The organism is Paraflavitalea sp. CAU 1676 (genome assembly GCF_029223285.1).
Classification (GTDB): Bacteria; Bacteroidota; Bacteroidia; order Chitinophagales; family Chitinophagaceae; genus Paraflavitalea.
The window spans coordinates 648,968-671,466 of record NZ_JARHUJ010000003.1; the positions used below are offsets into that span (position 1 = coordinate 648,968).

General features: G+C 49.8%; 23 protein-coding genes. 17 read left to right on the forward strand and 6 right to left on the reverse strand.

Features of this window, described 5'->3' with window-relative positions; translation table 11 throughout:
- Window positions 1-33: 33 nt before the first annotated feature.
- The 4 genes from P2H89_RS11565 to P2H89_RS11580 form a co-directional block, all read right to left on the reverse strand.
- Window positions 34-984: a hypothetical protein gene (locus P2H89_RS11565; protein ID WP_275826902.1), complete on the reverse strand. Its 951-nt coding sequence runs from the start codon at window positions 982-984 to the stop codon at window positions 34-36.
- Window positions 968-1,909: a hypothetical protein gene (locus P2H89_RS11570; RefSeq protein WP_275826903.1), complete on the reverse strand. Its 942-nt coding sequence runs from the start codon at window positions 1,907-1,909 to the stop codon at window positions 968-970. Before P2H89_RS11570 ends, P2H89_RS11565 begins: the two co-directional genes overlap by 17 nt.
- An 8-nt stretch (window positions 1,910-1,917) precedes the next feature.
- Entirely contained in the window at window positions 1,918-2,751 is an 834-nt protein-coding gene (locus tag P2H89_RS11575) for a hypothetical protein (RefSeq protein ID WP_275826904.1), read from the reverse strand.
- A 154-nt stretch (window positions 2,752-2,905) separates the two neighbouring features.
- A complete protein-coding gene (locus P2H89_RS11580) occupies window positions 2,906-3,919 on the reverse strand; it encodes a bile acid:sodium symporter family protein (protein ID WP_275826905.1) in 1,014 nt (337 codons plus the stop codon).
- A gap of 113 nt (window positions 3,920-4,032) precedes the next feature.
- Here P2H89_RS11580 and P2H89_RS11585 point away from each other — a divergent pair, with 113 nt between their 5' ends.
- The gene (locus P2H89_RS11585) at window positions 4,033-4,593 is read left to right on the forward strand and encodes a hypothetical protein (protein WP_275826906.1); all 561 of its coding nucleotides are present in this window, start codon (window positions 4,033-4,035) and stop codon (window positions 4,591-4,593) included.
- Between the two features lie 26 nt (window positions 4,594-4,619).
- On the opposite strand, the gene P2H89_RS11590 is transcribed toward P2H89_RS11585, so the two are convergent.
- Window positions 4,620-5,336: a dienelactone hydrolase family protein gene (locus P2H89_RS11590; RefSeq protein WP_275826907.1), complete on the reverse strand. Its 717-nt coding sequence runs from the start codon at window positions 5,334-5,336 to the stop codon at window positions 4,620-4,622.
- Between the two features lie 247 nt (window positions 5,337-5,583).
- Between P2H89_RS11590 and P2H89_RS11595 the strand changes: the two genes are divergently transcribed.
- Window positions 5,584-5,925, forward strand: a complete 342-nt coding sequence (locus P2H89_RS11595; RefSeq protein ID WP_275826908.1) for a ubiquitin-like domain-containing protein — start codon at window positions 5,584-5,586, stop codon at window positions 5,923-5,925.
- Window positions 5,926-5,994: 69 nt separating this feature from the next.
- On the opposite strand, the gene P2H89_RS11600 is transcribed toward P2H89_RS11595, so the two are convergent.
- Complete coding sequence (locus P2H89_RS11600; RefSeq protein WP_275826909.1) at window positions 5,995-6,309, reverse strand: hypothetical protein; 315 nt, start codon at window positions 6,307-6,309, stop codon at window positions 5,995-5,997.
- A 286-nt stretch (window positions 6,310-6,595) separates the two neighbouring features.
- Here P2H89_RS11600 and P2H89_RS11605 point away from each other — a divergent pair, with 286 nt between their 5' ends.
- The 15 genes from P2H89_RS11605 (at window position 6,596) to P2H89_RS11675 (ending at window position 22,479) form a co-directional block, all read left to right on the forward strand.
- Window positions 6,596-7,144: a carboxymuconolactone decarboxylase family protein gene (locus tag P2H89_RS11605; RefSeq protein WP_275826910.1), complete on the forward strand. Its 549-nt coding sequence runs from the start codon at window positions 6,596-6,598 to the stop codon at window positions 7,142-7,144.
- Window positions 7,145-7,419: 275 nt separating this feature from the next.
- A complete protein-coding gene (locus P2H89_RS11610; RefSeq protein WP_275826911.1) occupies window positions 7,420-7,851 on the forward strand; it encodes a CBS domain-containing protein in 432 nt (143 codons plus the stop codon).
- A 52-nt stretch (window positions 7,852-7,903) separates the two neighbouring features.
- On the forward strand, window positions 7,904-8,344 hold the full coding sequence (locus P2H89_RS11615) for an NADH-quinone oxidoreductase subunit A (RefSeq protein WP_275826912.1): 441 nt from the start codon (window positions 7,904-7,906) through the stop codon (window positions 8,342-8,344).
- A 13-nt stretch (window positions 8,345-8,357) separates the two neighbouring features.
- Complete coding sequence (nuoB, locus tag P2H89_RS11620) at window positions 8,358-8,996, forward strand: NADH-quinone oxidoreductase subunit NuoB (RefSeq protein WP_275826913.1); 639 nt, start codon at window positions 8,358-8,360, stop codon at window positions 8,994-8,996.
- Between the two features lie 8 nt (window positions 8,997-9,004).
- Window positions 9,005-10,753, forward strand: coding sequence for an NADH-quinone oxidoreductase subunit C/D (nuoC, locus tag P2H89_RS11625; RefSeq protein WP_275826914.1), 1,749 nt, complete (start codon window positions 9,005-9,007; stop codon window positions 10,751-10,753).
- Window positions 10,754-10,763: 10 nt separating this feature from the next.
- On the forward strand, window positions 10,764-11,228 hold the full coding sequence (gene nuoE / locus P2H89_RS11630) for an NADH-quinone oxidoreductase subunit NuoE (RefSeq protein ID WP_275826915.1): 465 nt from the start codon (window positions 10,764-10,766) through the stop codon (window positions 11,226-11,228).
- Between the two features lies 1 nt (window position 11,229).
- Window positions 11,230-12,504, forward strand: a complete 1,275-nt coding sequence (gene nuoF / locus P2H89_RS11635) for an NADH-quinone oxidoreductase subunit NuoF (protein WP_275826916.1) — start codon at window positions 11,230-11,232, stop codon at window positions 12,502-12,504.
- A 15-nt stretch (window positions 12,505-12,519) separates the two neighbouring features.
- Complete coding sequence (gene nuoG, locus P2H89_RS11640) at window positions 12,520-15,240, forward strand: NADH-quinone oxidoreductase subunit NuoG (protein WP_275826917.1); 2,721 nt, start codon at window positions 12,520-12,522, stop codon at window positions 15,238-15,240.
- Window positions 15,237-16,193 carry an NADH-quinone oxidoreductase subunit NuoH gene (gene nuoH / locus P2H89_RS11645; protein WP_275826918.1) on the forward strand — a complete coding sequence of 319 codons (957 nt, stop codon included), beginning with the start codon at window positions 15,237-15,239 and terminating at the stop codon, window positions 16,191-16,193. Before nuoG ends, nuoH begins: the two co-directional genes overlap by 4 nt.
- Window positions 16,194-16,224: 31 nt before the next feature.
- A complete protein-coding gene (nuoI, locus tag P2H89_RS11650) occupies window positions 16,225-16,740 on the forward strand; it encodes an NADH-quinone oxidoreductase subunit NuoI (protein WP_275826919.1) in 516 nt (171 codons plus the stop codon).
- Window positions 16,741-16,760: 20 nt separating this feature from the next.
- Entirely contained in the window at window positions 16,761-17,366 is a 606-nt protein-coding gene (gene nuoJ, locus P2H89_RS11655) for an NADH-quinone oxidoreductase subunit J (protein WP_275826920.1), read from the forward strand.
- A complete protein-coding gene (gene nuoK / locus P2H89_RS11660) occupies window positions 17,363-17,671 on the forward strand; it encodes an NADH-quinone oxidoreductase subunit NuoK (protein WP_275826921.1) in 309 nt (102 codons plus the stop codon). The genes nuoJ and nuoK overlap by 4 nt, the downstream gene beginning before the upstream one ends.
- A gap of 18 nt (window positions 17,672-17,689) precedes the next feature.
- Window positions 17,690-19,576 (forward strand): NADH-quinone oxidoreductase subunit L, encoded by a 1,887-nt coding sequence (gene nuoL / locus P2H89_RS11665; protein ID WP_275826922.1) that lies wholly within the window; start codon window positions 17,690-17,692, stop codon window positions 19,574-19,576.
- Entirely contained in the window at window positions 19,573-21,027 is a 1,455-nt protein-coding gene (locus P2H89_RS11670) for an NADH-quinone oxidoreductase subunit M (protein ID WP_275826923.1), read from the forward strand. Before nuoL ends, P2H89_RS11670 begins: the two co-directional genes overlap by 4 nt.
- Before the next feature lie 12 nt (window positions 21,028-21,039).
- Complete coding sequence (locus tag P2H89_RS11675; protein ID WP_275826924.1) at window positions 21,040-22,479, forward strand: NADH-quinone oxidoreductase subunit N; 1,440 nt, start codon at window positions 21,040-21,042, stop codon at window positions 22,477-22,479.
- Window positions 22,480-22,499 lie beyond the last annotated feature (20 nt).

The window sequence follows — 22,499 nt, forward strand, 5'->3', positions numbered from 1 at the left end:
CATTGATTGACCTATTGTTCACTTTGTTGTTTTCTAATCGGCAATGATGTATTCCAGTGTTCTGTTGAGGGTGTGAATACTGCTATCCGCCTTGACAAAAGAAATAGAAACCGGTAGCGTGTATTTACCAGGCTTCCCTTCAGCTTTAAATTTATAGACAGCAGATCCATCTATAGCAATATCATGGACCACTCCATTGATCATAACCTTTGGGCTTGCGTCAGCACTGAACTTACCCAAACCTGCAATAACTTCAATTGTTTGTCCAGCCTTCACACAAGAGGTATTCATCGTCGCTATCACACTGTAATAGGTAAAACTCTCCTCGATCATGGAGTTGGCTTCATAGCAATGACTCAATAATTCACTTGCTACCGTCAAAACATCCAACTGAAGTTTCGAAAGCATGACCAACGTACGAAACTCTTCATTCTCAAATAAAAATGACTTATACCAACCAAGCGGAATGCTATCGGTCGCTTCTCCTTTCATGGAGATGTGAAACAATGTAGAGTACTTGTCAATTCGCTTTTCCTTCTCTTTCATCAAGTATGTTTTCCAGGCCGGATTATTGCTGAATCCAGCAGTATCGAACACCTGCAGAACGTTTCTGCAATAAGTTACCACCTGCCTATAAAGTGTATCACCAAACTTAGCCAGACACCTTTCATGTCTGGGTTCTTTATTTTTCAGATTAGATTTTAACGAATCAATTGCCGTATACATCTTTTCAGACAATACGAGTACCTTTTCAGAACTGGATACATACAATGCAGCTTTACTGGCAGCATATTGGTGAATATGCTTTCGTCTTATAGCTTCATAGGCCAGCTTATTTGATTCTTTTAGAACCCGACTAGAATGCTGCAACGTTTGATCAAATGACGCTAAGGCGCCATTATCTTCTTTAGGCTGACAACTTGCTAGAATAAGCGCTATGCTAATACAAAAGAAAAGCCGTGACACGCTACTTTTGGATAACATACTTAACATTTTTAGTCCAACTAAGCACTTCCCCCGTGGGCTTTTCGTATTGAATGTTCACCGGAAGAAAATATTCACCCGGCTTCGCACTGGCTATCCAGGAATAACGAAAGCCCCCCGCATCATCCTGCGGTACTAACGTACCATCAAGCCGTATCAACGGCGTCTTGTAAGCAACAAACTCTCCATCACCCAGCGTCAACACCAGGGTGTCACCGGTTCTTATGCGTTCGTAATTGAGCGTGTTTATTATTGCCGGAACGCCTACACAATGCAAATACCCCTTCGTTCGGCTCATACAAAAAGACGCGAGGCTACGCTCTACCAGGCCCAACGTCAATTCGATCCTACCAATAGCCAAAGCGGCAGAAACCTGATCGTTTCCCAATAAATTTCTTTCACCTGGCTTCAGCGGCTCCAGTGAATCCCCCTGCGAAAGCGCATAGCTCATTCTCAATGAACCTTTAAATAAGGAATCGACATCCCTCACAACTTGCTTGTAATAACGCAGTTGCCATTCGGCTATAGCATGGCTTGAATGATACAGAATATTGTTTATCGCTGAGCGATAAAAGTTCAAATGCCGGTAAATGATGGCTTCTTGTGCGAGTAAAGAAGGACCTTTAGTATTCTTCTTTCCGTCAGCTTCAGCAACCTGCCTTTTCGCTACCTCTAAGCTATCATTCAACATTGAAGCAGCAGCCCGTAACTCATTCGCCGTAGGCGCCCATTCAATAGATGGGCCACCAGTAAATGCACTTTCCAATTCCCTGTTTAGATGACCATATATAAGCTGATTCTCCTTCCGGATCAACTTCTCCGAATTCTGCAGTGAGTTCTCCAGCAACCGCAATACCTTTGCCTCGTGCTTTTCAGCACAACCAACCATTAGGACACCTGCAGTAATAACTAATAATGTTCTCATAATGGGTATTACCTTGTAACTGTATAACTGATATTTTTCCAGATGGTGGATGGAGAGCCGTCTGGCTGCACATATGCTACTTCAAGCTTTAAATTGTATTTCCCGGGAAGTCCGGCAACCAATCGATATATTCCTACGCCATGTTCATTAACAGATACAGGATTTCCATTGACCGACATTACAATTGAATGATTTTTAGCAAAAGCCGCAACACCGGCAGTCAAAACCAGCCGCCCGCCTTGCTTTACACTACTTCGATCTAGCGTAATGATTGGTTCAAAAGAATACTCCCTACGGTCTGGCGCCTCCTTCGCTTGCAAATAATAGCTTAACACATCATGCTCGATCAACAACACATCGTTCGACAACTTACGTAGCATGGCCTTTTGAAAATGCTTTGAAACCTTGTTGAGCAGATTATTACCCCATACCGACGCCTTGATGGGTGAATTATCAGAACTATCAGCGGTGAGCTGCAGCCTATACAATGCACCTTGGCGTATCCGCCTGAGGCCTGACCATAGCCAGGGCTGCTTCATCCCAATACTGTCAGTAACAGCTTTCACAAATGCAATTAACTCTCCATGCAACTCACTTATTATTTCAGGAGGAATGGGTGCTGTTTCATCGTCCCAATACCCTTCTTCCACTCCTTTGATCCATCGAAGTAGTTCACCGGTGTTTGCCCCAACTTTCTTCACATAGGGCATCAATTCCGAATACTCTTTACTTTCGCGGGGAAACCTGGCCTTGCTGTACAATGCCTCCTTGATGTCACGATTGGAATTGACGAGGTAAACGTAGGCGTACTGGAGGCTCTGCATCGAATCGGCCAGCTCCACAGACCGATCCGCCCGCTTACAGGAAGGAAACAGAGAAAGGATCAATAGCCCGAAAGGCAAAAGCAGACGCATGGTTAACGGTATAGGTTAACCCAGTAACGGTGCCACCTCCGATTTAGTATCTAACCCCGGGGCTATGGAACCTATAAAAATGTTAAAGGACCTTTTCGGCCCGGTGGCGCTTCGCCATCCCTTGGGCAATGATACTCACGGCTATTAATTGGAGGGCATGGTAGAGCATGATAGGCAGTAGCAGGATGCCCATGAGCGGACTATTCATAAATATCACTTTCGCCATCACTGTGCCGTGCACCAGCGATTTCTTAGACCCGCAAAAAGTTGCCGTAATACGATCTTCCCGGTTAAAACCCAGCAACCGGGCAATATACGCGATCAGGAAGTACACCAGGAAGAACAGGGCCAGCATGCAGGCACCAAGTAAGACCAGCTCGACCAGGTCGAGGTTGCTGAACATATGCTTGTCAAACGACTCACTGAAAGCAGTGTACACGATCGCCAGAATCGTGATCTGGTCAAAACATTTCAACTGCTTGTTATATTTACCGGCCACCTTGCCCAGTTTTGTAGGGTTCAGCAACAAGCCCAATACCACCGGCGCCAGTATCTGCAGCAATAACTTCATAATGATATCGGTCATATCTACGCTGTTCTGCTGCCCTTCTGTAACGATGCTCATCCAAAGGGGCGTTAGGAAGATGCCCATGAGGCTGGAAATACTTGCATTGAAGATGGCGGCGGGAATATTACCCTCAGCGATAGAAACCATCACCACCGAAGAGGAAACTGTAGAAGGTAGGGCCGCCAGGAAGAAAGTACCCAGCCACAGTATATGCAGGTCACCCTGGTCTACCCAACCGCGCAAAGCCAGGATCACCAGCGGAAACAAGATAAAAGTACCTACCTGCACCAACAGGTGCAGCCGCCAATTGCTTAATCCTGCCACCAGTTTGCTGCGGTTCAGTTTCAATCCGTAGAAAAAGAAGATGAAGGAGATCCCAATATTGGCCAGGGACGAAATGGAGAATGGGCCATCGGCTACACCAGGCCCCGGCCATTGCGAAGCCAGCACGATCATGCCGATCAGCGAAAGAATGAACCAATCCAAACCAAACCTGCCCAAAAACTGAAATACCTTCCTTGCTATCATGGCTGCAAGATAATAAGACTACAACAATATATCGGTTCAACACAACGTTCCAGCCAATGGGCATTTCTGTCACTACATAAAACCCAACACCCTACATTGCAAACTTATACGTTATGAGTAAACACCTACGGATACCCATCTTGCTGTGTGCATTGTTTTTTGCCAAAGGAGTATCCGCGCAGATCAAAGGTATTTACCTCATCAAGAACTGCCAACGATCACCCCTCATAGACAACTATTACAAACAGGTTAAGTTCTTCTGGTGGTGGATGATCGGCAACACCGATTTTCAACAACAGAAGCTACTGCACTTTGCTGAAGGCTACAGGCCCGATTCAGCCGCACTCCGAAAAGACAAAGAAAAACTCAGAAGCCTCCTGCCCAAAGAATACAATTATGCGGGAGATGTTTCCATTGGCTTATTACGCGACAACAGGCCCGACGAAAAGGCTATCTGGTTTACGGAGGTATTCGCTGAGCATGACAAGAAAACCGGGACTTTTAAAGTGTACGGCGCTTACAAGATCACCTTCGAAGGAACTAACGCGCACGAGGTAGACACCAAAAAACCCTTGAACATAAAGTCGATACAGTTCATTTTTGAAGAAGCGGATCTACAGGCATTGGGCAAAAGGCTGGCAGAACTGCCAGTTTCGCAGGATATTCACAGCTAGCGTCTTTTAGAAATTCCGGGAGACACTTACCTCAACACCTTATCCATCAGCCCAGAATACTCCGTTTTCATCTGTGGCGATATATCATGCTTCAACCCGGGATAAGTAGACAATTTCAATGGCATGTGGCGACCAAGAGCTTTAACCGCTTCCCGGGTATAAGAAACTGCGATGATCGGGTCATCCTCACCCTGATAAAGATATACAGGTACTTTGTTGGCAGGCATGTCCAGTATGGATGCATAGGCCTGCCGGTGAATGAAGGCGGCGAACGGGAATGCAGCCTTCACCAATGGAGGATAATACACCGCCAGCATCCAGGCAAGGTCGCCGCCTTGCGATATGCCACTCACCACAGGCTTTACGCCGTACTTCGCCTCAATGGCTTTTACAAAGGCAGCAATACTATCAAGCGTAATATGTGCCTCCTTCATTTGCGCCAGACTATCCAGCTTATAGTGATCGTGCGGATAATAAGAATAACCATTTCGCTTACGCACATTGCCAACCGGCACAATGATCCTCACCGGTGTCTTCAACAGTTCGTAATCCGCCAGCGACTCCTGTGGCGTACCGCTGGAATAATGAAAAGCAATGAGCAAGGGATAAGCCCCATTGTCCCTTACCCCACCGCGCACCTGTTCCACATAGCGAAACCCTGCGACCGAATCCTGCATAACAGCTTGTGTATATCCGGCAAAGGCTGCAGCCATTAAGCTGACGAGTAAAAGCAACTGACGCATGAAATGGTACTATTTAGGTCACCCGAATATAACGAACTATCCCCTTAAACATGTGTCCGCTGCCATTGCTCACCTCAAAACCGGCATTCATGATAAGAACCATGCAAGTTGACACCACTCCGTTCAGCAACCGCAGGCAGCCATCCGTTATCCGCAAGCCGTCGTATAATCGTTTTTCTCCCGCTTCGATTATTTGTGCTAAATGGAATATTCACATGAAGTACATTCACTACTCAAATACTTTACCATGAAAAAGTTACTTCCTTTGATCGCAGCCTGCCTGTTGATGACAGCTGGCTTCGCCACACCATCCACAATGATCCAACCGGCCAGCCTGCAACCAGTGCTCACCGGTGAACCGGAGCCTCACCCCAACAACCTGTATGTGAAACTGAAAGTGAATGGACAAACCACCATTCTCTGGCTCCTGAGCTTTCCCGATGACACCATCGGTGATGTTAAGAGCAGTGTAGAAGACATCGTTGGCTTTCCCATCAACTACCTTTCCTACAAAGGACAGGTACTCGATGAGTCAGGCACATTGGCCTCCTATGGGATCGGCGCCAATGCTACCTTAAATGCTTATTGAGGAGTACGCTCACTTGCTCAAACGCCGCGGATCAATTCCGCGGCGTTTCTATATCCAGCCATTATATCCTTATATGTCGAGATTGCGCTGTATCCATCCTGTAGCAAAACCTGCCACGATCAAAGCGATCAGCAACAGCACAATAATAAAGCCTGCTCCAATGCCCCTTGAACGGCGCGGCGCCGGTGCGTGGTAATTAGTAGCCGTTTGCAATTCGCTCGCATTCGGTTTACGTGCTTTGATCAGCAGCCCCGTATGCCGGGAAGTGAATACATCCGCCTCGGCCTGGTTGTAAACGACTTGCTCGGCCACGAAAAGATCCTCACTGCCCGATGGCTGGTAAGCCTGTACCACCACCGGAAATTCGCCTGGTTGAATAACCATAGTTAACGATTATAGTGAACAATTTATAGTCACTATCGCAAATCCGCTGCCAGCACGTAAACTGTTGAACGACCTGCACAAAACCCCAGTTTCACTGCTTCTAATCGTATAACCTGACCACAGGGGCCGTCCGGTTCCGTCCACAAGCAACCTTAACATTTCTTTATGCCCCTTCGGGAAATTTTTACAAGCCAACGGGAAATAACTCCATTCTTTTGGGTAGCAAATGGTTGCAATTTTACATCGTCAACAACACACAACGTAAAATCAACCTAAAAGATAAGTTATGAAGACTTTCACAGTTCCTACCAGAGAATCAGTTACACCCGCCAACCAAACCTTGTTCGACAACCTGCAGAAAGGCCTCGGCAAAGTGCCCAACCTCTACGCCACCATGGCCCTCTCGCAAAACGCCCTTGGTACCTACCTCGCTCTATCAAGCGCCAAATCCTCGCTCCGTGCCAAAGAAAAAGAAGTGGTGAACCTGGTAACCAGTCAAGTCAATGATTGCGACTACTGCCTGGCTGCCCACACCGCCATCGGCAAACTGAATGGCTTCACCGACGAACAGATCCTGGAGATTCGCGCCGGCGGCGCCTCCTTTGATCCAAAAATCAATGCCCTGGCCGCCCTCACCAAAAGCTTCGTTCAACACCATGGCAAACCCGACCCCGTGCTGGTAGATAACTTCTTCGCAGCCGGCTACACCGAAGAAAACCTGGTCGACACCATCGTGGTGATTGGCGATAAAATCATCACCAATTTCCTCTACGGCGTTACCAAAGTGCCCGTCGACTTCCCCGCTGCTCCCGCTTTACAAGCCGAAGTAGCTTAATCTATAGCATCGCAGGTTTTAGTGAAAAGGCGTCTCCCGCGAAAGTGCCCAAAAGTGTAAATACTTACGGGTGCAGTCATCGCCGGGAGGCGCTTCTGTGTTTGATAACTGGCCCGCCAACTTATCCCTGAAACCGGCAGCTCCATTGAAAGCCGGTGGTAAAAAACAGTAGCACATTCAGTTACACCTTCGATAGTGCTCCCCACGTTTTCTTTTTTGCCATAAAAAAAAGAGTTAACTTAACAGTAGATTTTTATCCGCTTAAATTTTTTGCTATGGATACGGTAAGAAATATCCTGCAAGTTAAGGGGAACGTGGTTTACACGGTAAGTGCGGACAGCTCAGTCTATGAAGCACTTGAGGCGCTGGAAGAAAAGAACGTCGGCGCGCTCATAGTAATGGAAGACGATGGAACATTGGATGGCATTTTTACAGAAAGGGATTATGCCCGCAAAATTATCCTCAAAGGACGCTCCTCTAAAGACACCTGCGTAAGGGAAATCATGACATCTAGCCCCTGTTGGGTTACTCAAGACACCAAGATTGACGTATGTATGCAGCTGATGACCGAAAGGTTCATCCGCCACTTACCGGTAATGGAAGACAGGGAGCTGATCGGCATCATTTCCATTGGTGATATCGTCAAACATATCATCGAGCAGAAAGATTTCATTATTGCTAACCTGGAACATTACATCTGCAGTTAAGTTCGGTCGCCATTAACCGTGGCACTTCGATCAATACTTGAAACCTTGCTATATGCCGGGACAGGAAACCTATACAGTTCCCTTATGGCCTTTGCTTTTATATGCAATCGTGGTAGTGGTATTGCTCGCCCTTATTCTCACCCTTTCGTATTTTCTTGGACAACGTCACCATGACCGTGCCACCGGCGAACCTTATGAAGGAGGCATCGAGCAGTCTGGCTCTGCCCGGCTTCGATTTTCCGCACAGTTCTATTTAGTGGCCATGCTGTTTGTGATCTTCGATGTAGAAGGCGTATTTATCATGCTGTGGGCATTGGGCTTTTACGAATTGGGCTGGCCCGGATACATTGGAGTGGCAGTATTTATCGGGCAATTGATGGTGGTACTGATCTACGAATGGGGCACCGGCGCACTGAACATCGGGGCCGATGCCAGGAAAATCCTGAAAGTCTATAAAAAAAGACAAGCTGAAGAAAAAACGATGAATATATGAAAGCAGGCAAATTATGAAGTGGTGGTTAAATAAAGCAGGCGAAACGGCCGGCCGTATAACCGGCACCGGCAGCATGGAAGAAACAGTAAGCAAGAGCATTATGCTTACCTCCATGCAGGACCTGCTCGCATGGGGGCGAAAGAACTCCATGTGGCCCTTCCACTTTGGGTTGAGTTGCTGCTTTGTAGAAATGGCCACCAGTATTACCAGCAAATATGATGTGGCCAGGTTCGGGGCAGAAGTGATCCGCGGCACACCGCGTGAAGCAGATGTCATGGTCATTGCAGGAACCGTATTCATCAAGATGGTGCCCATCATCAAGCGCCTGCATGAACAGATGATGGAACCCCGGTGGGTAATATCCATGGGGAGTTGCGCCAATAGCGGCGGCATGTACGATATCTACAGCGTGGTGCAGGGCGTGGATAAATTTCTGCCGGTAGATGTATATGTGCCGGGCTGTCCGCCAAGACCTGATGCTTTTATGCAGGGGCTGGTTTTGCTGGGTGAATCCGTGGGAAAAGAAGCCCGCCCGCTGAGTTGGGTGATTGGTGAACAGGGCGTCATTAAACCTCATCTTACGTCTATGAAGGATCGCAAACGTGAAGAAAGGAGGAAGATGGTAAACTTCAGAGGAATAGATGAAGTGTAAAACAGGATATGGAGCATGACTTTGACATACTTCGTCATCTGCAACAGACTTTAGGAGCAGATATCATTCATCAGCAGCAACCGGTTGATGAGATTCCTACATGTTGGATAGCTAAAGAAAGAATAGTACCGGCCGTTCTGCAACTAAAAAGCAGCACCCCCTCTCCTTACTCCTTCCTCTACGACCTCTTTGGCATCGATGAAAGGAACCGGATCCATACAGCAGGAGCACCACCCAGCGACTTCACCGTAGCCTACCTGCTCTTCTCCTACCAACAAAATAGTTTTATCCGCCTGAAAGTACCATTAACGGGCGAATATCCCACTCTGCCGTCCATCTCCTCCGTATTTAAGAACGCTAACTGGTACGAACGGGAAGTGTACGACATGTTTGGTATCCGCTTCGAAGGCCATCCGCATCTGCGACGAATCCTGATGCCAATCACCTGGCAGGGTCACCCCTTACGCAAAGAACATCCGGCCCGGGCCACCGAAATGGGCCCCTATCAACTATGGGATGAAAAACAGGACCGCGAACAGGAAGCCCTTCGCTTCAAACCCGAAGAATGGGGCATGCAGGCCCAGAGTGAAGATGCCGACTTTATGTTCCTGAACATCGGACCGCAACACCCCGGCACCCATGGCGTGCTGCGCATCATCCTGCAACTCGATGGAGAAGATATTGTAGATGCCGTACCGGAGATCGGCTTCCACCATCGCGGCGCCGAAAAAATGGGAGAAAGACAAAGCTGGCATACTTACATTCCCTATACTGATCGGATAGACTATCTAGGCGGTGTCATGAATAACCTCGCCTATTTGCTGGCGGTTGAAAAACTGGCAGGTATTGAAGTGCCCGACCGGGTAAAAGTGATCCGCGTGATGCTGTGCGAATTGTTTCGCATAGCCAGTCACCTGGTTTGGTTTGGCACCTTTGCGCAGGACCTTGGCCAGTTGTCGCCGGTCTTCTACATGTTCACCGACCGCGAAAGGATCTTCGACATCATAGAAGCCATCTGTGGAGGTCGTATGCACCCCAATTGGTTCCGTATTGGGGGCGTGGCGCAAGACCTGCCCACCGGATGGGATAAGGTGGTGAAGGATTTTACAGACGTTTTCCCCAAAAACCTGCGCGAATACAATAGTATGGTGATGCGCAACAGCCTCTTTAAGGCCCGCACCAAAGGCATTGGCATTTATACACTGCAAGAGGCCATTGAATGGGGCGTTACCGGTCCCGGCCTCCGCGCCTGTGGTTTTGAGTGGGACTTCCGGAAAAAACGGCCCTACTCCGGTTATGAGCAATTCGACTTCGACATTCCCATCGCTCAAAATGGCGATTGCTTCGACCGGGCCACCGTACGCGTAGAAGAAATGTGGCAAAGCCTGCGTATCGTTACCCAATGCCTCCACAATATGCCTGAAGGCAGTTATAAAGCCGACCACCCCCTCACAACCCCACCCCTTAAGAAACACACGATGGCAGATATAGAAACACTGATCACCCATTTCCTGGGTGTAAGCTGGGGACCCGTCATCCCCGCCGGTGAGGCCATGAGCTGTATCGAGGCTACCAAGGGGGCCAATAGCTACTACCTCATCAGTGACAATAACACCGTAGCCTACAGAGTACGTATCCGCACACCATCATTTCCACATATGCAAATGGTGCCCTATATCAGCAAAGGATATACGGTAGCCGACCTGCTTTCCATTCTGGGCAGCGTCGACTTCGTTTTGGCAGACATCGACAGATAAAAAAGACAACATGTTGCAGGAATCCGAAATACTGGCTATCGAACACGAACTGACACTGGTGCCGCACAAAAGCGCTGCTGTCATTGAAGCGCTGAAGATCGTTCAGCAGCATCGCGGCTGGGTAAGCGACGAGGCCGTGGCAGCTATTGCCACACACCTCGACATGAGCCCCGCGGCCGTGGACAGTATCGCCACCTTCTACAACCTTATATTCCGGAAGCCCGTAGGCCGCCATGTGATCTTACTCTGTGACAGCATTTCCTGCTATGTCATGGGATATAAAACATTGTATGCAGCATTGCAGAAGCAACTGAACATACGATTTGGTGAAACTACCCCCGACCAGCGTTTCACGCTGCTGCCCAACGCCTGCCTTGGTTGTTGCGATCACGCACCGGCATTAATGATCGATGCCAACCTGCATACTGATGTAACCGTGGAGCAATTAGAAACCCTATTGGAAAAATACGTGTAAAATGGAACGTCCGCTCACCATAAATATTCATCCAGGCCAACCGCCACTCAACCTAAAGGAGTATGAGAGCGTAGGTGGATATGCGGCAGTTCGAAAAGCCGTCACCAACCTCACACCCCAGGAAGTGCAGCAACTGGTGCAGGAAAGCAACCTGAAAGGTCGTGGCGGTGCCGGGTTCAATACCGGGTTCAAATGGAGCTTCGTACCCATGGGGCCCGATGCTCCAACTACAAAATACCTGATCGCCAACGCCGATGAAATGGAGCCCGGCACTTTCAAAGACCGCCTGCTCCTCGAAGGCAATCCCCACCAACTCATAGAAGGAATGATCATCGCCGCCTATGCTATACAGGCCAATATTGCCTATGTGTTTTTAAGATGGGCCTACAAGAAAGCCGCGGAACTGATCACCAAAGGCATACAGGAGGCCTACGCCAAAGGATACCTGGGTAAGAACATACTGGGCAGCCCTTTCAGTTTGGACATGTATTTGCACACCGGCGTGGGCCGCTACATGTGCGGCGAAGAAACCGCTTTATTAAACGCACTGGAAGGCAAACGCGCCACACCCCGGGCCAAACCTCCCTTTCCACAGGTAAGCGGACTCTTTGGCAAACCTACCATCGTCAACAATGTAGAAACCTTTTGCTGTGTACCTCATATCATCAACAATGGCGCTGCCTGGTTCAAAAGCCTCAGCTACAGCGAAGACGGAGGCACCAAGCTATACGGCGTCAGTGGCAAGGTAAAACGCCCCGGAGCATGGGAGCTGCCCATGGGCATCACGATGCGCGAGCTCATAGAAGAACACGCCGGCGGCATGAAGAACGGCTACCGCCTCAAAGGCGTATTGCCGGGCGGAGCTTCCACCGATTTTTTAACCGACAAACACCTGGACATTAAACTGGATTTTAAATCGGTATCGGCAGCAGGCAGCCGGTTGGGCACCGGCACCATGATCGTGATGGACGACGCCACCTGCCCCGTGGGCTTTGTACATAACCTACAGCATTTCTTCGCGCAGGAAAGTTGCGGCTGGTGTACACCCTGCCGGGAAGGGCTGCCATGGGTTGAAAAGATCCTATGGTCCATCGAAAATGGAAATGGCCGGGAGGAAGACATGGAACTGTTGCAAATGCACACGCGCCTGTTGGGCCCCGGTAATACTTTCTGTGCATTGGCTCCCGGCGCAATGGAACCCCTGCAAAGTGCGATCAAGTATTTCGGCGACGATTTTCTGACTCACATTAAAGAAAAGAAATGTCCCTATCAGTAGCAATGAACAGCGGATATGCCAACAATTTATATAGATAACAAGCCATACGAAGTAAAAGCCGGTAAAAACCTGCTCGAAACCTGTTTGACCCTCGGTCTTGACCTTCCCTATTTCTGCTGGCATCCCGCCCTGGGCAGTGTGGGCGCCTGCCGCCAATGTGCCATCACGCTGTTCAAGGACAAAGAAGATACCCAGGGCCGTATTGTGATGAGCTGTATGGAACCCGTAAAAGAAGGTGCCTGTATTTCAGTTTCGAATGCAACCGCCAAAGCTTTCCGCGGGCAGGTCATTGAATGGCTCATGACCAACCACCCACACGACTGTCCTGTGTGCGACGAAGGCGGATGTTGTCACCTCCAGGACATGACCGTCATGACGGGACACAACTACCGGCGCTACCAGTATAAGAAACGCACTTACCTCAATCAATACCTTGGTCCACTCCTGAATCATGAAATGAACAGGTGTATCCAGTGTTACCGCTGTGTTAGGTTTTATAAAGACTATGCAGGCGGAGAGGACCTGAATGTATTTGCCGCGCATCACCATGTTTACTTTGGAAGGGAAAAAGACGGCATACTACAAAGCCCTTTCAGTGGCAACCTCGTTGAAGTATGTCCTACCGGAGTATTTACCGACAAAACACTGAAACAACACTATACCAGGAAATGGGACCTCACTGCCGCTCCTTCTGTTTGCCAGCATTGCAGCCTGGGCTGTAATACGACCGCAGGCGAGCGCTATGGGAAAATACGATCTATCACCAACCGCTATAACGGCGCAGTAAATGGGTATTTTTTATGCGACAGGGGCCGCTTCGGCTACGAATTCGTGAATGATGAAAACCGCATCACCCAGCCATTGATACGAAACCGTGTCCCCGAGGCAGTTGATGAGCAAAGCCTGATGGATCACCTGAAGCTACTGCTCACCCAATCGCGTACACTGATCGGCATAGGCTCGTCCAGAGCCTCCGTAGAAAGCAATTTTGCCCTCCGGCAATTGGTAGGCAGCGAAAATTTCTACCAGGGAGTAAGTCTCGACGAGGCTGCCTTGGGTAAACTGATAGCCAGCATCCTGCAATCGGGGGCTGTGCACACTCCTTCGCTGAAAGAAATGGAACAGGCTGATGCCGTGTTGGTGCTGGGAGAAGATATTTGGAATACTGCTCCTATCATGGCCCTGTCGGTTCGCCAGGCAGTTATGAACAGTGCGGCAGCCAACGCGCTGCAACAGACGTCGATCGCCGGCTGGCACGATGCCGCCGTGAGAGAACTTGTACAGGACAACAAAGGATTCCTCGCCAACGCCGGCCTTACCGCCTCACCGCTGGACGACATCAGTACCTGCACCCTGCATGCAACGCCCCACGATATTGCCGTGATGGGATTCGCCATCGCGCATGCCATTCATCCTGGTTTGCCCGAAGTACCCCAACTGAATAATGAACTGGCAGCGAAAGCCGCACAGATTGCCAAAGCCCTGCAACAGGCAAAGCGCCCCCTCATCATCAGTGGCCCCTCCTGTTACAACGAAGCGATGATCAAAGCGGCTTTCGATATTGCCGGGGCATTGAATACCGGAGAAAGAAAAGCCATGCTATCTTATGTATTGCCTGCCTGTAACAGTATGACCCTTGCTATGATGCAGGCTCCCTCTTTTGAAAAATCCATTGACAGGATAAACGACAATACCGTAGTTATCATCCTCGAACAGGACCTGTACCGCAGCATACCCCCGGCAAAGGCCAACGCTTTTTTCAACCGCTGCAAAAACCTCATCGTATTGGACTCCTTACACAATGGCACCACAGAGAAAGCCCAGGTATTGATACCGGCCGCAACTATGGCCGAAGCCGATGGCACCCTTATTAACAATGAAGGACGTGCCCAGCGTTATTACCAGGTCTTTGTTCCCACTACCGGTATGGTTAAAGAAAGCTGGAAATGGTTTTGGCAGATGAGATCCCTGCAAACCAGCTCAGGCAATGGGCTGGAACTTCATCCCAATGACTGGCTTACGAAGCTGGAAAAAACACTTCCTCAATTTAACGGCATCTCCCGGGTGAGCTATCCGCCTGAGTTTCGAATACATGGACAAGCCATTCCCCGCGAACCGCATCGTTATAGTGGCCGTACCGCCATGCTGGCCAACCTAGCTGTGAGCGAACCGAAGCCATTGCAGGACAATGACTCTCCACTCTCCTTTACCATGGAAGGATACCCCAATCGACCACCAGCCTCCTTGATCCCCTTCTTTTGGGCGCCCGGCTGGAACTCGATCCAGTCGGTGAATAAATACCAGCAGGAAACAGGTGGTGCATTAAGCGGAGGTGATCCGGGTATTCGCTTGCTGGAACAAAAGACAGGAACACCCACCGCGTACTTTACCGACATACCGGAAGCCCTGCCGGCGCCGCGCAATAAATGGCTGTTGTTGCCGGCCTATCATATTTTCGGATCCGACGAACTGAGCGCTTACAGCGCAGCTATCCGGGAGCTATGTCCCGAGCCTTATATAGGCCTGTCCACTCAAGACACAGCCGAACTGGGCATAACTGATGGAAAAAATATCACCCTGGTAGCAGAGGGCGAGGAATATACTTATCCGCTGAAGATACAAGAACATTTGTGCAACGGAATAGTATTGCTGCCTGCCGGCTTGCCTGGCATGCCGGCCCTTACCTGGGGCTCGTGGGCGACCATCGCTCCTTCACTAAAAAACAATGCAGTATGACCGTGATGCAACATATCTGGATCGTGCTCGGCGTATTGTTCGTACTGTTGAATATCGCCGCAGGATTGATCTGGGTAGAGCGCAGGCTGCTCGCCATGTGGCAGGACAGGTTGGGCCCCAACCGCGCAGGGCCGCTCGGCATTTTGATTGTATTGGCCGATACCCTCAAGCTCTTCTTCAAAGAAGATTGGATACCTCCCTTTGCCGATAAATGGTTATTCATTCTGGCACCGGCCATCGTGGTGGGCAGTGTATTGATGAGTTTTGTGATCATCCCATTTGCTCCCCAAATAGTAGTAGCCGACCTCAATATCGGACTGCTGTTCTTCCTGGCCATGTCGTCACTGGGCGTTTACAGTATTGTACTGGGCGGCTGGGCTTCGAACAACAAATACTCGCTATTGGGAGCCTTGCGCGGGGCTTCTCAAATGATCGCTTATGAGGTATTCATGGGCCTTTCTTTGATGGGTATCGTTATGCTCACCGGCTCATTCAACCTGGGCGCTATCGTGGCTGCGCAGCAACATACCTGGTTCGTCTTTACCCAACCGCTGGGGTTCATCATTTTTTTCATTGCAGGCATAGCCGAAACGCACCGCCTCCCATTCGACATCCCCGAAGCGGAAAGCGAATTGATCGCTGGTTATCACGCGGAATATTCGGGAATGAAATTCGGTATGTTCTTTATTGGAGAATACCTGGGCATCACCCTGATATCGGCCATGACGGCCACCCTGTTTTTCGGTGGCTGGCTAGGGCCCGGCTTTCTGCCACCCTGGGCCTGGTTCTTTTTAAAAACATTCTTTTTCATCGGCATCTTCATATTACTGCGGGCTTCGCTACCCCGCCCCAGATATGACCAGCTGATGGGATATGGATGGAAGATCCTGTTGCCGCTGGTATTGGTCAACCTATTAGTAACCGGCGCTATTGCCCTCTGCTTAAGAGGATAAGAGCGCTGCTACATACGTAAAAACAAAGACCATGATAAGTCATATCCGCACAATGTGGCTGGTTTTCCTGCACCTCTTCCATAAAAAGGCCACCATTCAATACCCGGAAGAAAAAATAAGGCTGCGTCCACGCTACAAAGGGCGGATCGTGCTCACCAAAGACCCCGACGGAGGCGAGCGATGCGTAGGCTGTTACCTATGCGCAGCCGCCTGCCCGGTAGATTGTATCGCCCTGCAAGCCACGGAAGACGAGCATGGCCGCCGATACCCCGAATTCTTTCGCATCAACTTTTCGCGCTGCATTTTTTGCGGCTACTGCGAAGAAGCCTGTCCCACCTATGCCATTCAACTCATCCCCGACTTCGAAATGGCAGAATTCAAACGACAAAACCTGGTGTTTGAAAAAGAAGACCTGCTCATCGACAGTCAGGGAAAATACCCAGGTTATAACTTTTATAAAGCGGCCGGAGTGAATATAGGTGTAAAAGAAAAAGGAGCAGGAGACCAGGAAGAACGACCGGTAGATATACATGACTTATTGCCTTAAGCCAACAGCTATGCCATAAAATGTCAGCACTCTTCTACATATCATCCTTGATTGCCATCCTGGCCACCATCATGGTCATTACCCGTTATAATCCGATCCATGCATTATTGTACCTGGTCGTATCACTGATGGCTGCCGCCATGATCTTTGTAACCCTGGGGGCGCCCTTTGTAGCAGCGCTGGAGGTCATTATCTATGCAGGCGCCATTATGGTACTGTTCATTTTCTTCGTCATGATGCTGAACCTGGGCAACACAACAACCTTGCAGGAAAAACTGTGGCTGCAACCCAAAATATGGATAGGTCCCTCGATCCTCTCGCTGATACTACTCGGCGAGCTGATCGTACTCTTGTTACAGGAAAAACCAACACCCTTGCCCGTAACAGTAGTGGATGCCCGCAAAGTAGCCCTGTCTTTATATGGTGAATACATCATTATCGTGGAACTGGCTGGCTTTTTATTGATGGCCGGGATCGTAGGAGCTGCCCATATCGGCAAGCACCGGAAAAAACACCTGCACCGCTTTTTGCAGGAAGAAGAAAATAGCCATGGCCACCCCCCTGCCTCGCAGGCAGACAATGCAAAACAGATCGTCGATCATAAAGAACCAAAATCGATTGTATGACATCCTTTAACACCAATACCGTTTTAATCGTCGCCGCCATATTGTTTGTACTGGGACTGATCGGCGTGCTCACGCGCCGGAATATCATCTTCCTGCTACTGTCTGCCGAGATCATGCTGAATGCTGCCGGTATTGCCTTTGTAGCGGCCGGCGCCAAATGGCAGCAGCCCGACGGACAGGTGATGTTCCTCATGATACTGGCGATGGCAGCGGCCGAGGTATCTGTGGGATTGGCATTGGTGTTACAGATCTTTCACCAGCATAAAACACTGGATGTGGACAATCTCAACGAATTGAGTGATTGACCCGATTAAACAATGAATATGCCCTTATTGGCGCTTATACCAGCATTGCCATTGACAGGTTTCCTGGTCTTGTTCCTGGGAGGAAGAAGGTTTTCCCGAAACGTCATTGCAGGGATCGGTGCAGGCAGCGTCATTGCATCGGCTGTCTTCACCTTGCTATGGGGCATCCGTTTTCTACAGTCGCCACCCGCCGGGGGAGCCTGGACGCAATCCCTCTGGCAATGGTTCCGGGTGGAGAGCTTATCAGTTGGCATCGACCTTCGGCTGGATGCACTATCGCTCCTGTTCGTGTTTATCATCACCTTCGTTGGAGCGCTTATCCATATTTACTCGGTAGCATTTATGCGCCAGGACCGTGACTACGCCCGCTTCTTTGCCTCCATGAATTTATTTGTATGCAGTATGCTCTTGCTGGTAATGGCAGATAACCTGGTGCTATTGTACCTGGGCTGGGAAGGCGTGGGTCTGTGCAGCTACCTGCTGATCGGGTTCTGGTACGAAAAACCTGCCAACTGTTATGCAGCCAATAAAGCTTTCTATATTACCCGGATCGGTGATACAGCCATGGCCATTGGTTTGTTCCTGTTGTTTAAAGAGCTGGGTACCCTGAGTATACCCGGCATCCTGAACCAGGCTCCGCAGCACTTCGCCCGTAGCGCCAGCTATAGTACCCTCATCCCTTTATTACTCCTGGCTGGTGGTATCGGAAAATCGGCCCAGTTGCCTTTGCAAACCTGGTTGCCCGATGCCATGGCCGGTCCATCGCCCGTTAGTGCCTTGATACACGCGGCTACGATGGTAACAGCCGGTGTATACCTCATTGCACGTATGCATGGATTATTCCTGCTGTCTCCGATGGCCATGTCGGTTACCGCTGTTATAGGCGCCATTACCTTGTTCATAGCTGGTTGCAGCGCCCTGGTGCAAACGGATATCAAAAGGATACTCGCCTATTCTACCATTAGCCAGATCGGGTATATGTTCCTCGCATTAGGCGTTGGTGCCTGGAGCGCTGCCATCTTCCATTTCTTCACGCACGCCTTTTTCAAAGCACTGCTGTTCCTGGCCGCAGGCGTCGTGATCGAAGCTCTGCACCACGAACACAACATCTTCAAGATGGGTGGACTGAGGCAGAAAATGCCGCTGTTATTCTACACCTTCCTGAGCGGAGCTGCTTCCCTTGCCGCCCTTCCGCTGATAACGGCAGGATTTTTCAGCAAAGACCAGATATTGTGGTATGCGTGGAGCGCAGGCAATGGGAATATCCTGCTCTGGGCCATCGCCCTGGCAGGCGCATTTATCACAGCCTGTTATTCCACCCGATTACTCCTGGTTGTATTTTGGGGCGAAGCAAAAACGCCCGTCGGCAAATTTGGGGGCCGGCTGATCTACCTGCCATTGATCACGCTGGCGGCGTTGTCACTGATCAGCGGCTTTATTGAATGGCCACATAATATCTTACACCTTACCCTGTTTTCCGACGAATTGCAACAGGTATTGCCGGCCACCATCCTGCAGGAAAACCATCCACCCGAATTCCTGCTGCAAGGGATCGCCGCGACTGCCACGATTGCGGGTATATATATGGGCTATCATTGGTACTACCCCATAACCGGCAGGATATACAGGTGGCAGGCCGGCACCAGGATGCTGGCATTTCGAAGCTTCCTGCTCGACGGATGGAAGTTCGACCAGCTATACCGCACCCTGTTCATACAACCATTTCTGTACCTTACGAGGATCAATAAGAACGATGTATTCGACCGCGTGTACAGCGGCATCGCACGGGGTTCTGTCTCACTGAACCGCCTGTTCTCGGCCTCACAAAATGGCTCGCTGCGATGGTACATAGCAGCTGTACTCATTGGTATTTTATTTATCGTCACCTTACAGCTATTGTTATGATACTGGTATGGATGATAGGGATCTTATTGGCAGGAGGCTTCCTGTGCTGGCTGCTGGCGCGGTGGAATACACAGCTATCAAAGTGGGCTGCCTTGTTGTCGCTAGCCGCCGGCCTACTTATTGTTGGATCTGTTGCCTGGCAATATGGAGATACGGTGCGCAGCCAGGCCACCTGGCTCATCGATTACCGGATCAACTGGATACCGGCATTCGGCATCAGTTTCCATGTAGCCATCGACGGGCTCAGTCTTGTACTATTGCTGCTTACTTTTTTCCTGGGATTGTTGGCGGTGCTCTGCTCATGGAACGAGATCAGGGAAAGAACAGGCTTCTACTTTTTTAATCTGCTGTGGACACTCGCCGGCATCAGCGGGGTATTCATGGCGATGGACCTTTTCTTATTTTATTTCTTCTGGGAGGTCATGCTGGTGCCCATGTATTTCCTGATTGCCATCTGGGGCGATAGCAATCGCCGTTATGCCGCTTACAAGTTTTTTATCTTTACGCAAGCCGGTGGTTTACTCATGCTGCTGGCTATCCTGGCTTTATACTTCGTCAATGCCACGCAAAGTGGCGTCTATACGTTCGACTACTTCGATCTGCTCAACGTTTCGCTCGCACCAGAAACGGCCAGGTGGATCATGGCGGGCTTCCTGATCGCCTTTGCCGTGAAGCTGCCAGTGGTGCCTTTTCACAACTGGTTGCCCGATGCCCATAGTGAAGCTCCTACGGCTGGTAGCTTGATACTGGCCGGCCTGCTGCTCAAAACCGGGGCTTATGGCATTATCCGTTTTGTACTCACTTTATTTCCGCAGGCTGCCGCCGATATCGCCTGGTGGGCCATGCTGTTTGGAGCGGTGGGAATTGTCTATGGAGCAATGCTGGCTTATGCGCAAACCGATCTTAAGCGGCTTATCGCCTACACTTCTGTAAGCCATATGGGCTTTGTGCTGTTAGGAGTATTTGCCTTTCGGGAAATAGCCTTGCAAGGGGTGATCATGCAGTTGCTCACACACGGCATCGGCACAGGGGCACTGTTTGCGATGGCCGGCATGCTAAAGGAAAGATTGCACACCAGGGATATTGAGAAAATGGGAGGCTTGTGGTCGGCAATGCCGGCCATGGGCGGTATGGCGCTCCTCTTTACCATGGCGTCGCTGGGATTGCCCATGCTTGGGAGTTTTATCGCCGAATTCCTGATCCTGCTGGGAACTTTTCCGGTACAACCTGCCCTTACCTCCATCGCCACGCTCGGATTGATATTTGCCGCTTTGTACTCCTTGCGCATGATGCAGAAAGTTTTCCTGGGGCCAGTCAAAGGCGCCTCACCACCAAAAGACCTTACCCCCAGAGAGCTGATCATAATGGCAACCCTGGGTATCAGTATGGTACTATTGGGGCTCTTTCCGCAACCCATATTGGATATGGTGAAAATGACGGTACATCAATAAAAACACGCTCCTATGAACGGGCTTCAGTTCGAGGCATTGCTTCCTTATACGTTACTGGCCGCCGCATCGCTGGTGGTGATCCTGTTGATTGCCTTCCGGCTAAGCCATACCGTAATACAAATAACCGGGTTTATTTTGATGTGCGCTGTAATGGTGGCCCTGTTGCAAGCGTCTGCGTTATTGCCAGTGGCCATCTACCCCATCTTTCAAATAGATGGATTTGCCCTGTTGTTCACCGGGTTACTTGTTTTATGTGTAATGGTAGTAGGCTTGTTCTCCTTTATTTACTTTGAAGAAAGAGAGGAAAATCCCAAAGAATACTACATATTGTTGTTCCTGGGCACTCTGGGAGCCGCTGTCTTAAGCATCAGCAGTCATTTTATATCCCTGTTTATCGGTCTGGAACTCCTGAGTGTAAGTCTGTATGCGCTCATTGCCTACCTGCGCAACCGCAACAATGCCGTAGAAGCGGGTATTAAATACCTGGTGCTCGCAGCCATATCTTCCGCCTTTCTCCTCTTTGGCATGGCTATGATCTATATGGAAACCGGCAGTATGGAATTCGCAACCATCGCAAAAAAACTGCAGACATCCAATGGTCATTCCATATTATTCATTACGGGAACTGGCATGATGGTCGTGGCCATCGGATTTAAGCTAGCCCTGGCACCCTTCCACCTTTGGGCGGCCGACGTATACGAAGGCGCTCCCACGCCCGTTACTGCCTTTATCGCCACCGCGTCGAAGATCGGGGTATTTGCGGTATTACTCCGTTTCTTCCAGACCATCGGGCTGTCAAACTATCCCATGGTGATTACAGTGTTCTTGGTCCTTGCAGTGGCCTCCATGATCATCGGCAACCTATTGGCATTGCGACAGCAAAATCTTAAGCGGCTGCTGGCCTATTCGTCAATAGCCCATTTCGGATACCTGTTGGTCGCTTTCCTGCCCGGCAATGCCGCCGGTGTACAGGTGGCCGTTTTCTACCTGCTGTCCTATTCCATTACTTTGTTGATAGCCTTTGGCGTGATCACGCTTTTATCAAGTCGCGAACAGGATACAGGCGACCTGGCACTCTTTCGGGGACTATTCTGGAAAAAGCCTGTGACAGCAGCCGTACTAACGCTTGCATTATTGTCGTTGGCTGGTATTCCGCTGACAGGAGGTTTCCTGGCTAAGTTTTTTGTATTGGCAACCGGTGCACAACAGCAGCTATGGTTCCCTGTAACCGTGCTGGTAATTACCAGTGTGATCGGACTCTACTATTATCTGCGCGTCATCAGCACCTTGTTTGGAGAAGCTGTGCCAACGCCGGTCAAAAAAACGCTGCATCCCTTCTTTTATCTAACCACCTATACATCCCTGATCGTCATGGTTGTTTTGCTCTGCTGGCTGGGCACCTTCCCCAATGACGTCATTGAATATATTAACCGGCAGCTGCTCATCCGCTAGCCTCCTGCAAATGAGCTAAA

Bases quoted from the DNA above. Each gene is read 5' to 3' on its own strand.
- nuoJ (WP_275826920.1), top strand. From the start codon at position 16,761: ATGTCAGCACTCTTCTACATATCATCCTTGATTGCCATCCTGGCCACC.
- P2H89_RS11595 (WP_275826908.1), top strand. From the start codon at position 5,584: ATGAAAAAGTTACTTCCTTTGATCGCAGCCTGCCTGTTGATGACAGCT.
- P2H89_RS11590 (WP_275826907.1), bottom strand. From the start codon at position 5,336: ATGCGTCAGTTGCTTTTACTCGTCAGCTTAATGGCTGCAGCCTTTGCC.
- nuoK (WP_275826921.1), top strand. From the start codon at position 17,363: ATGACATCCTTTAACACCAATACCGTTTTAATCGTCGCCGCCATATTG.
- nuoL (WP_275826922.1), top strand. From the start codon at position 17,690: ATGCCCTTATTGGCGCTTATACCAGCATTGCCATTGACAGGTTTCCTG.
- P2H89_RS11565 (WP_275826902.1), bottom strand. From the start codon at position 984: ATGTTATCCAAAAGTAGCGTGTCACGGCTTTTCTTTTGTATTAGCATA.
- nuoC (WP_275826914.1), top strand. From the start codon at position 9,005: ATGGAGCATGACTTTGACATACTTCGTCATCTGCAACAGACTTTAGGA.
- P2H89_RS11585 (WP_275826906.1), top strand. From the start codon at position 4,033: ATGAGTAAACACCTACGGATACCCATCTTGCTGTGTGCATTGTTTTTT.
- P2H89_RS11615 (WP_275826912.1), top strand. From the start codon at position 7,904: ATGCCGGGACAGGAAACCTATACAGTTCCCTTATGGCCTTTGCTTTTA.
- P2H89_RS11610 (WP_275826911.1), top strand. From the start codon at position 7,420: ATGGATACGGTAAGAAATATCCTGCAAGTTAAGGGGAACGTGGTTTAC.
- nuoF (WP_275826916.1), top strand. From the start codon at position 11,230: ATGGAACGTCCGCTCACCATAAATATTCATCCAGGCCAACCGCCACTC.
- nuoB (WP_275826913.1), top strand. From the start codon at position 8,358: ATGAAGTGGTGGTTAAATAAAGCAGGCGAAACGGCCGGCCGTATAACC.
- P2H89_RS11570 (WP_275826903.1), bottom strand. From the start codon at position 1,909: ATGAGAACATTATTAGTTATTACTGCAGGTGTCCTAATGGTTGGTTGT.
- P2H89_RS11580 (WP_275826905.1), bottom strand. From the start codon at position 3,919: ATGATAGCAAGGAAGGTATTTCAGTTTTTGGGCAGGTTTGGTTTGGAT.
- nuoI (WP_275826919.1), top strand. From the start codon at position 16,225: ATGATAAGTCATATCCGCACAATGTGGCTGGTTTTCCTGCACCTCTTC.
- P2H89_RS11600 (WP_275826909.1), bottom strand. From the start codon at position 6,309: ATGGTTATTCAACCAGGCGAATTTCCGGTGGTGGTACAGGCTTACCAG.
- nuoG (WP_275826917.1), top strand. From the start codon at position 12,520: ATGCCAACAATTTATATAGATAACAAGCCATACGAAGTAAAAGCCGGT.
- P2H89_RS11675 (WP_275826924.1), top strand. From the start codon at position 21,040: ATGAACGGGCTTCAGTTCGAGGCATTGCTTCCTTATACGTTACTGGCC.
- nuoH (WP_275826918.1), top strand. From the start codon at position 15,237: ATGACCGTGATGCAACATATCTGGATCGTGCTCGGCGTATTGTTCGTA.
- P2H89_RS11605 (WP_275826910.1), top strand. From the start codon at position 6,596: ATGAAGACTTTCACAGTTCCTACCAGAGAATCAGTTACACCCGCCAAC.
- P2H89_RS11670 (WP_275826923.1), top strand. From the start codon at position 19,573: ATGATACTGGTATGGATGATAGGGATCTTATTGGCAGGAGGCTTCCTG.
- nuoE (WP_275826915.1), top strand. From the start codon at position 10,764: ATGTTGCAGGAATCCGAAATACTGGCTATCGAACACGAACTGACACTG.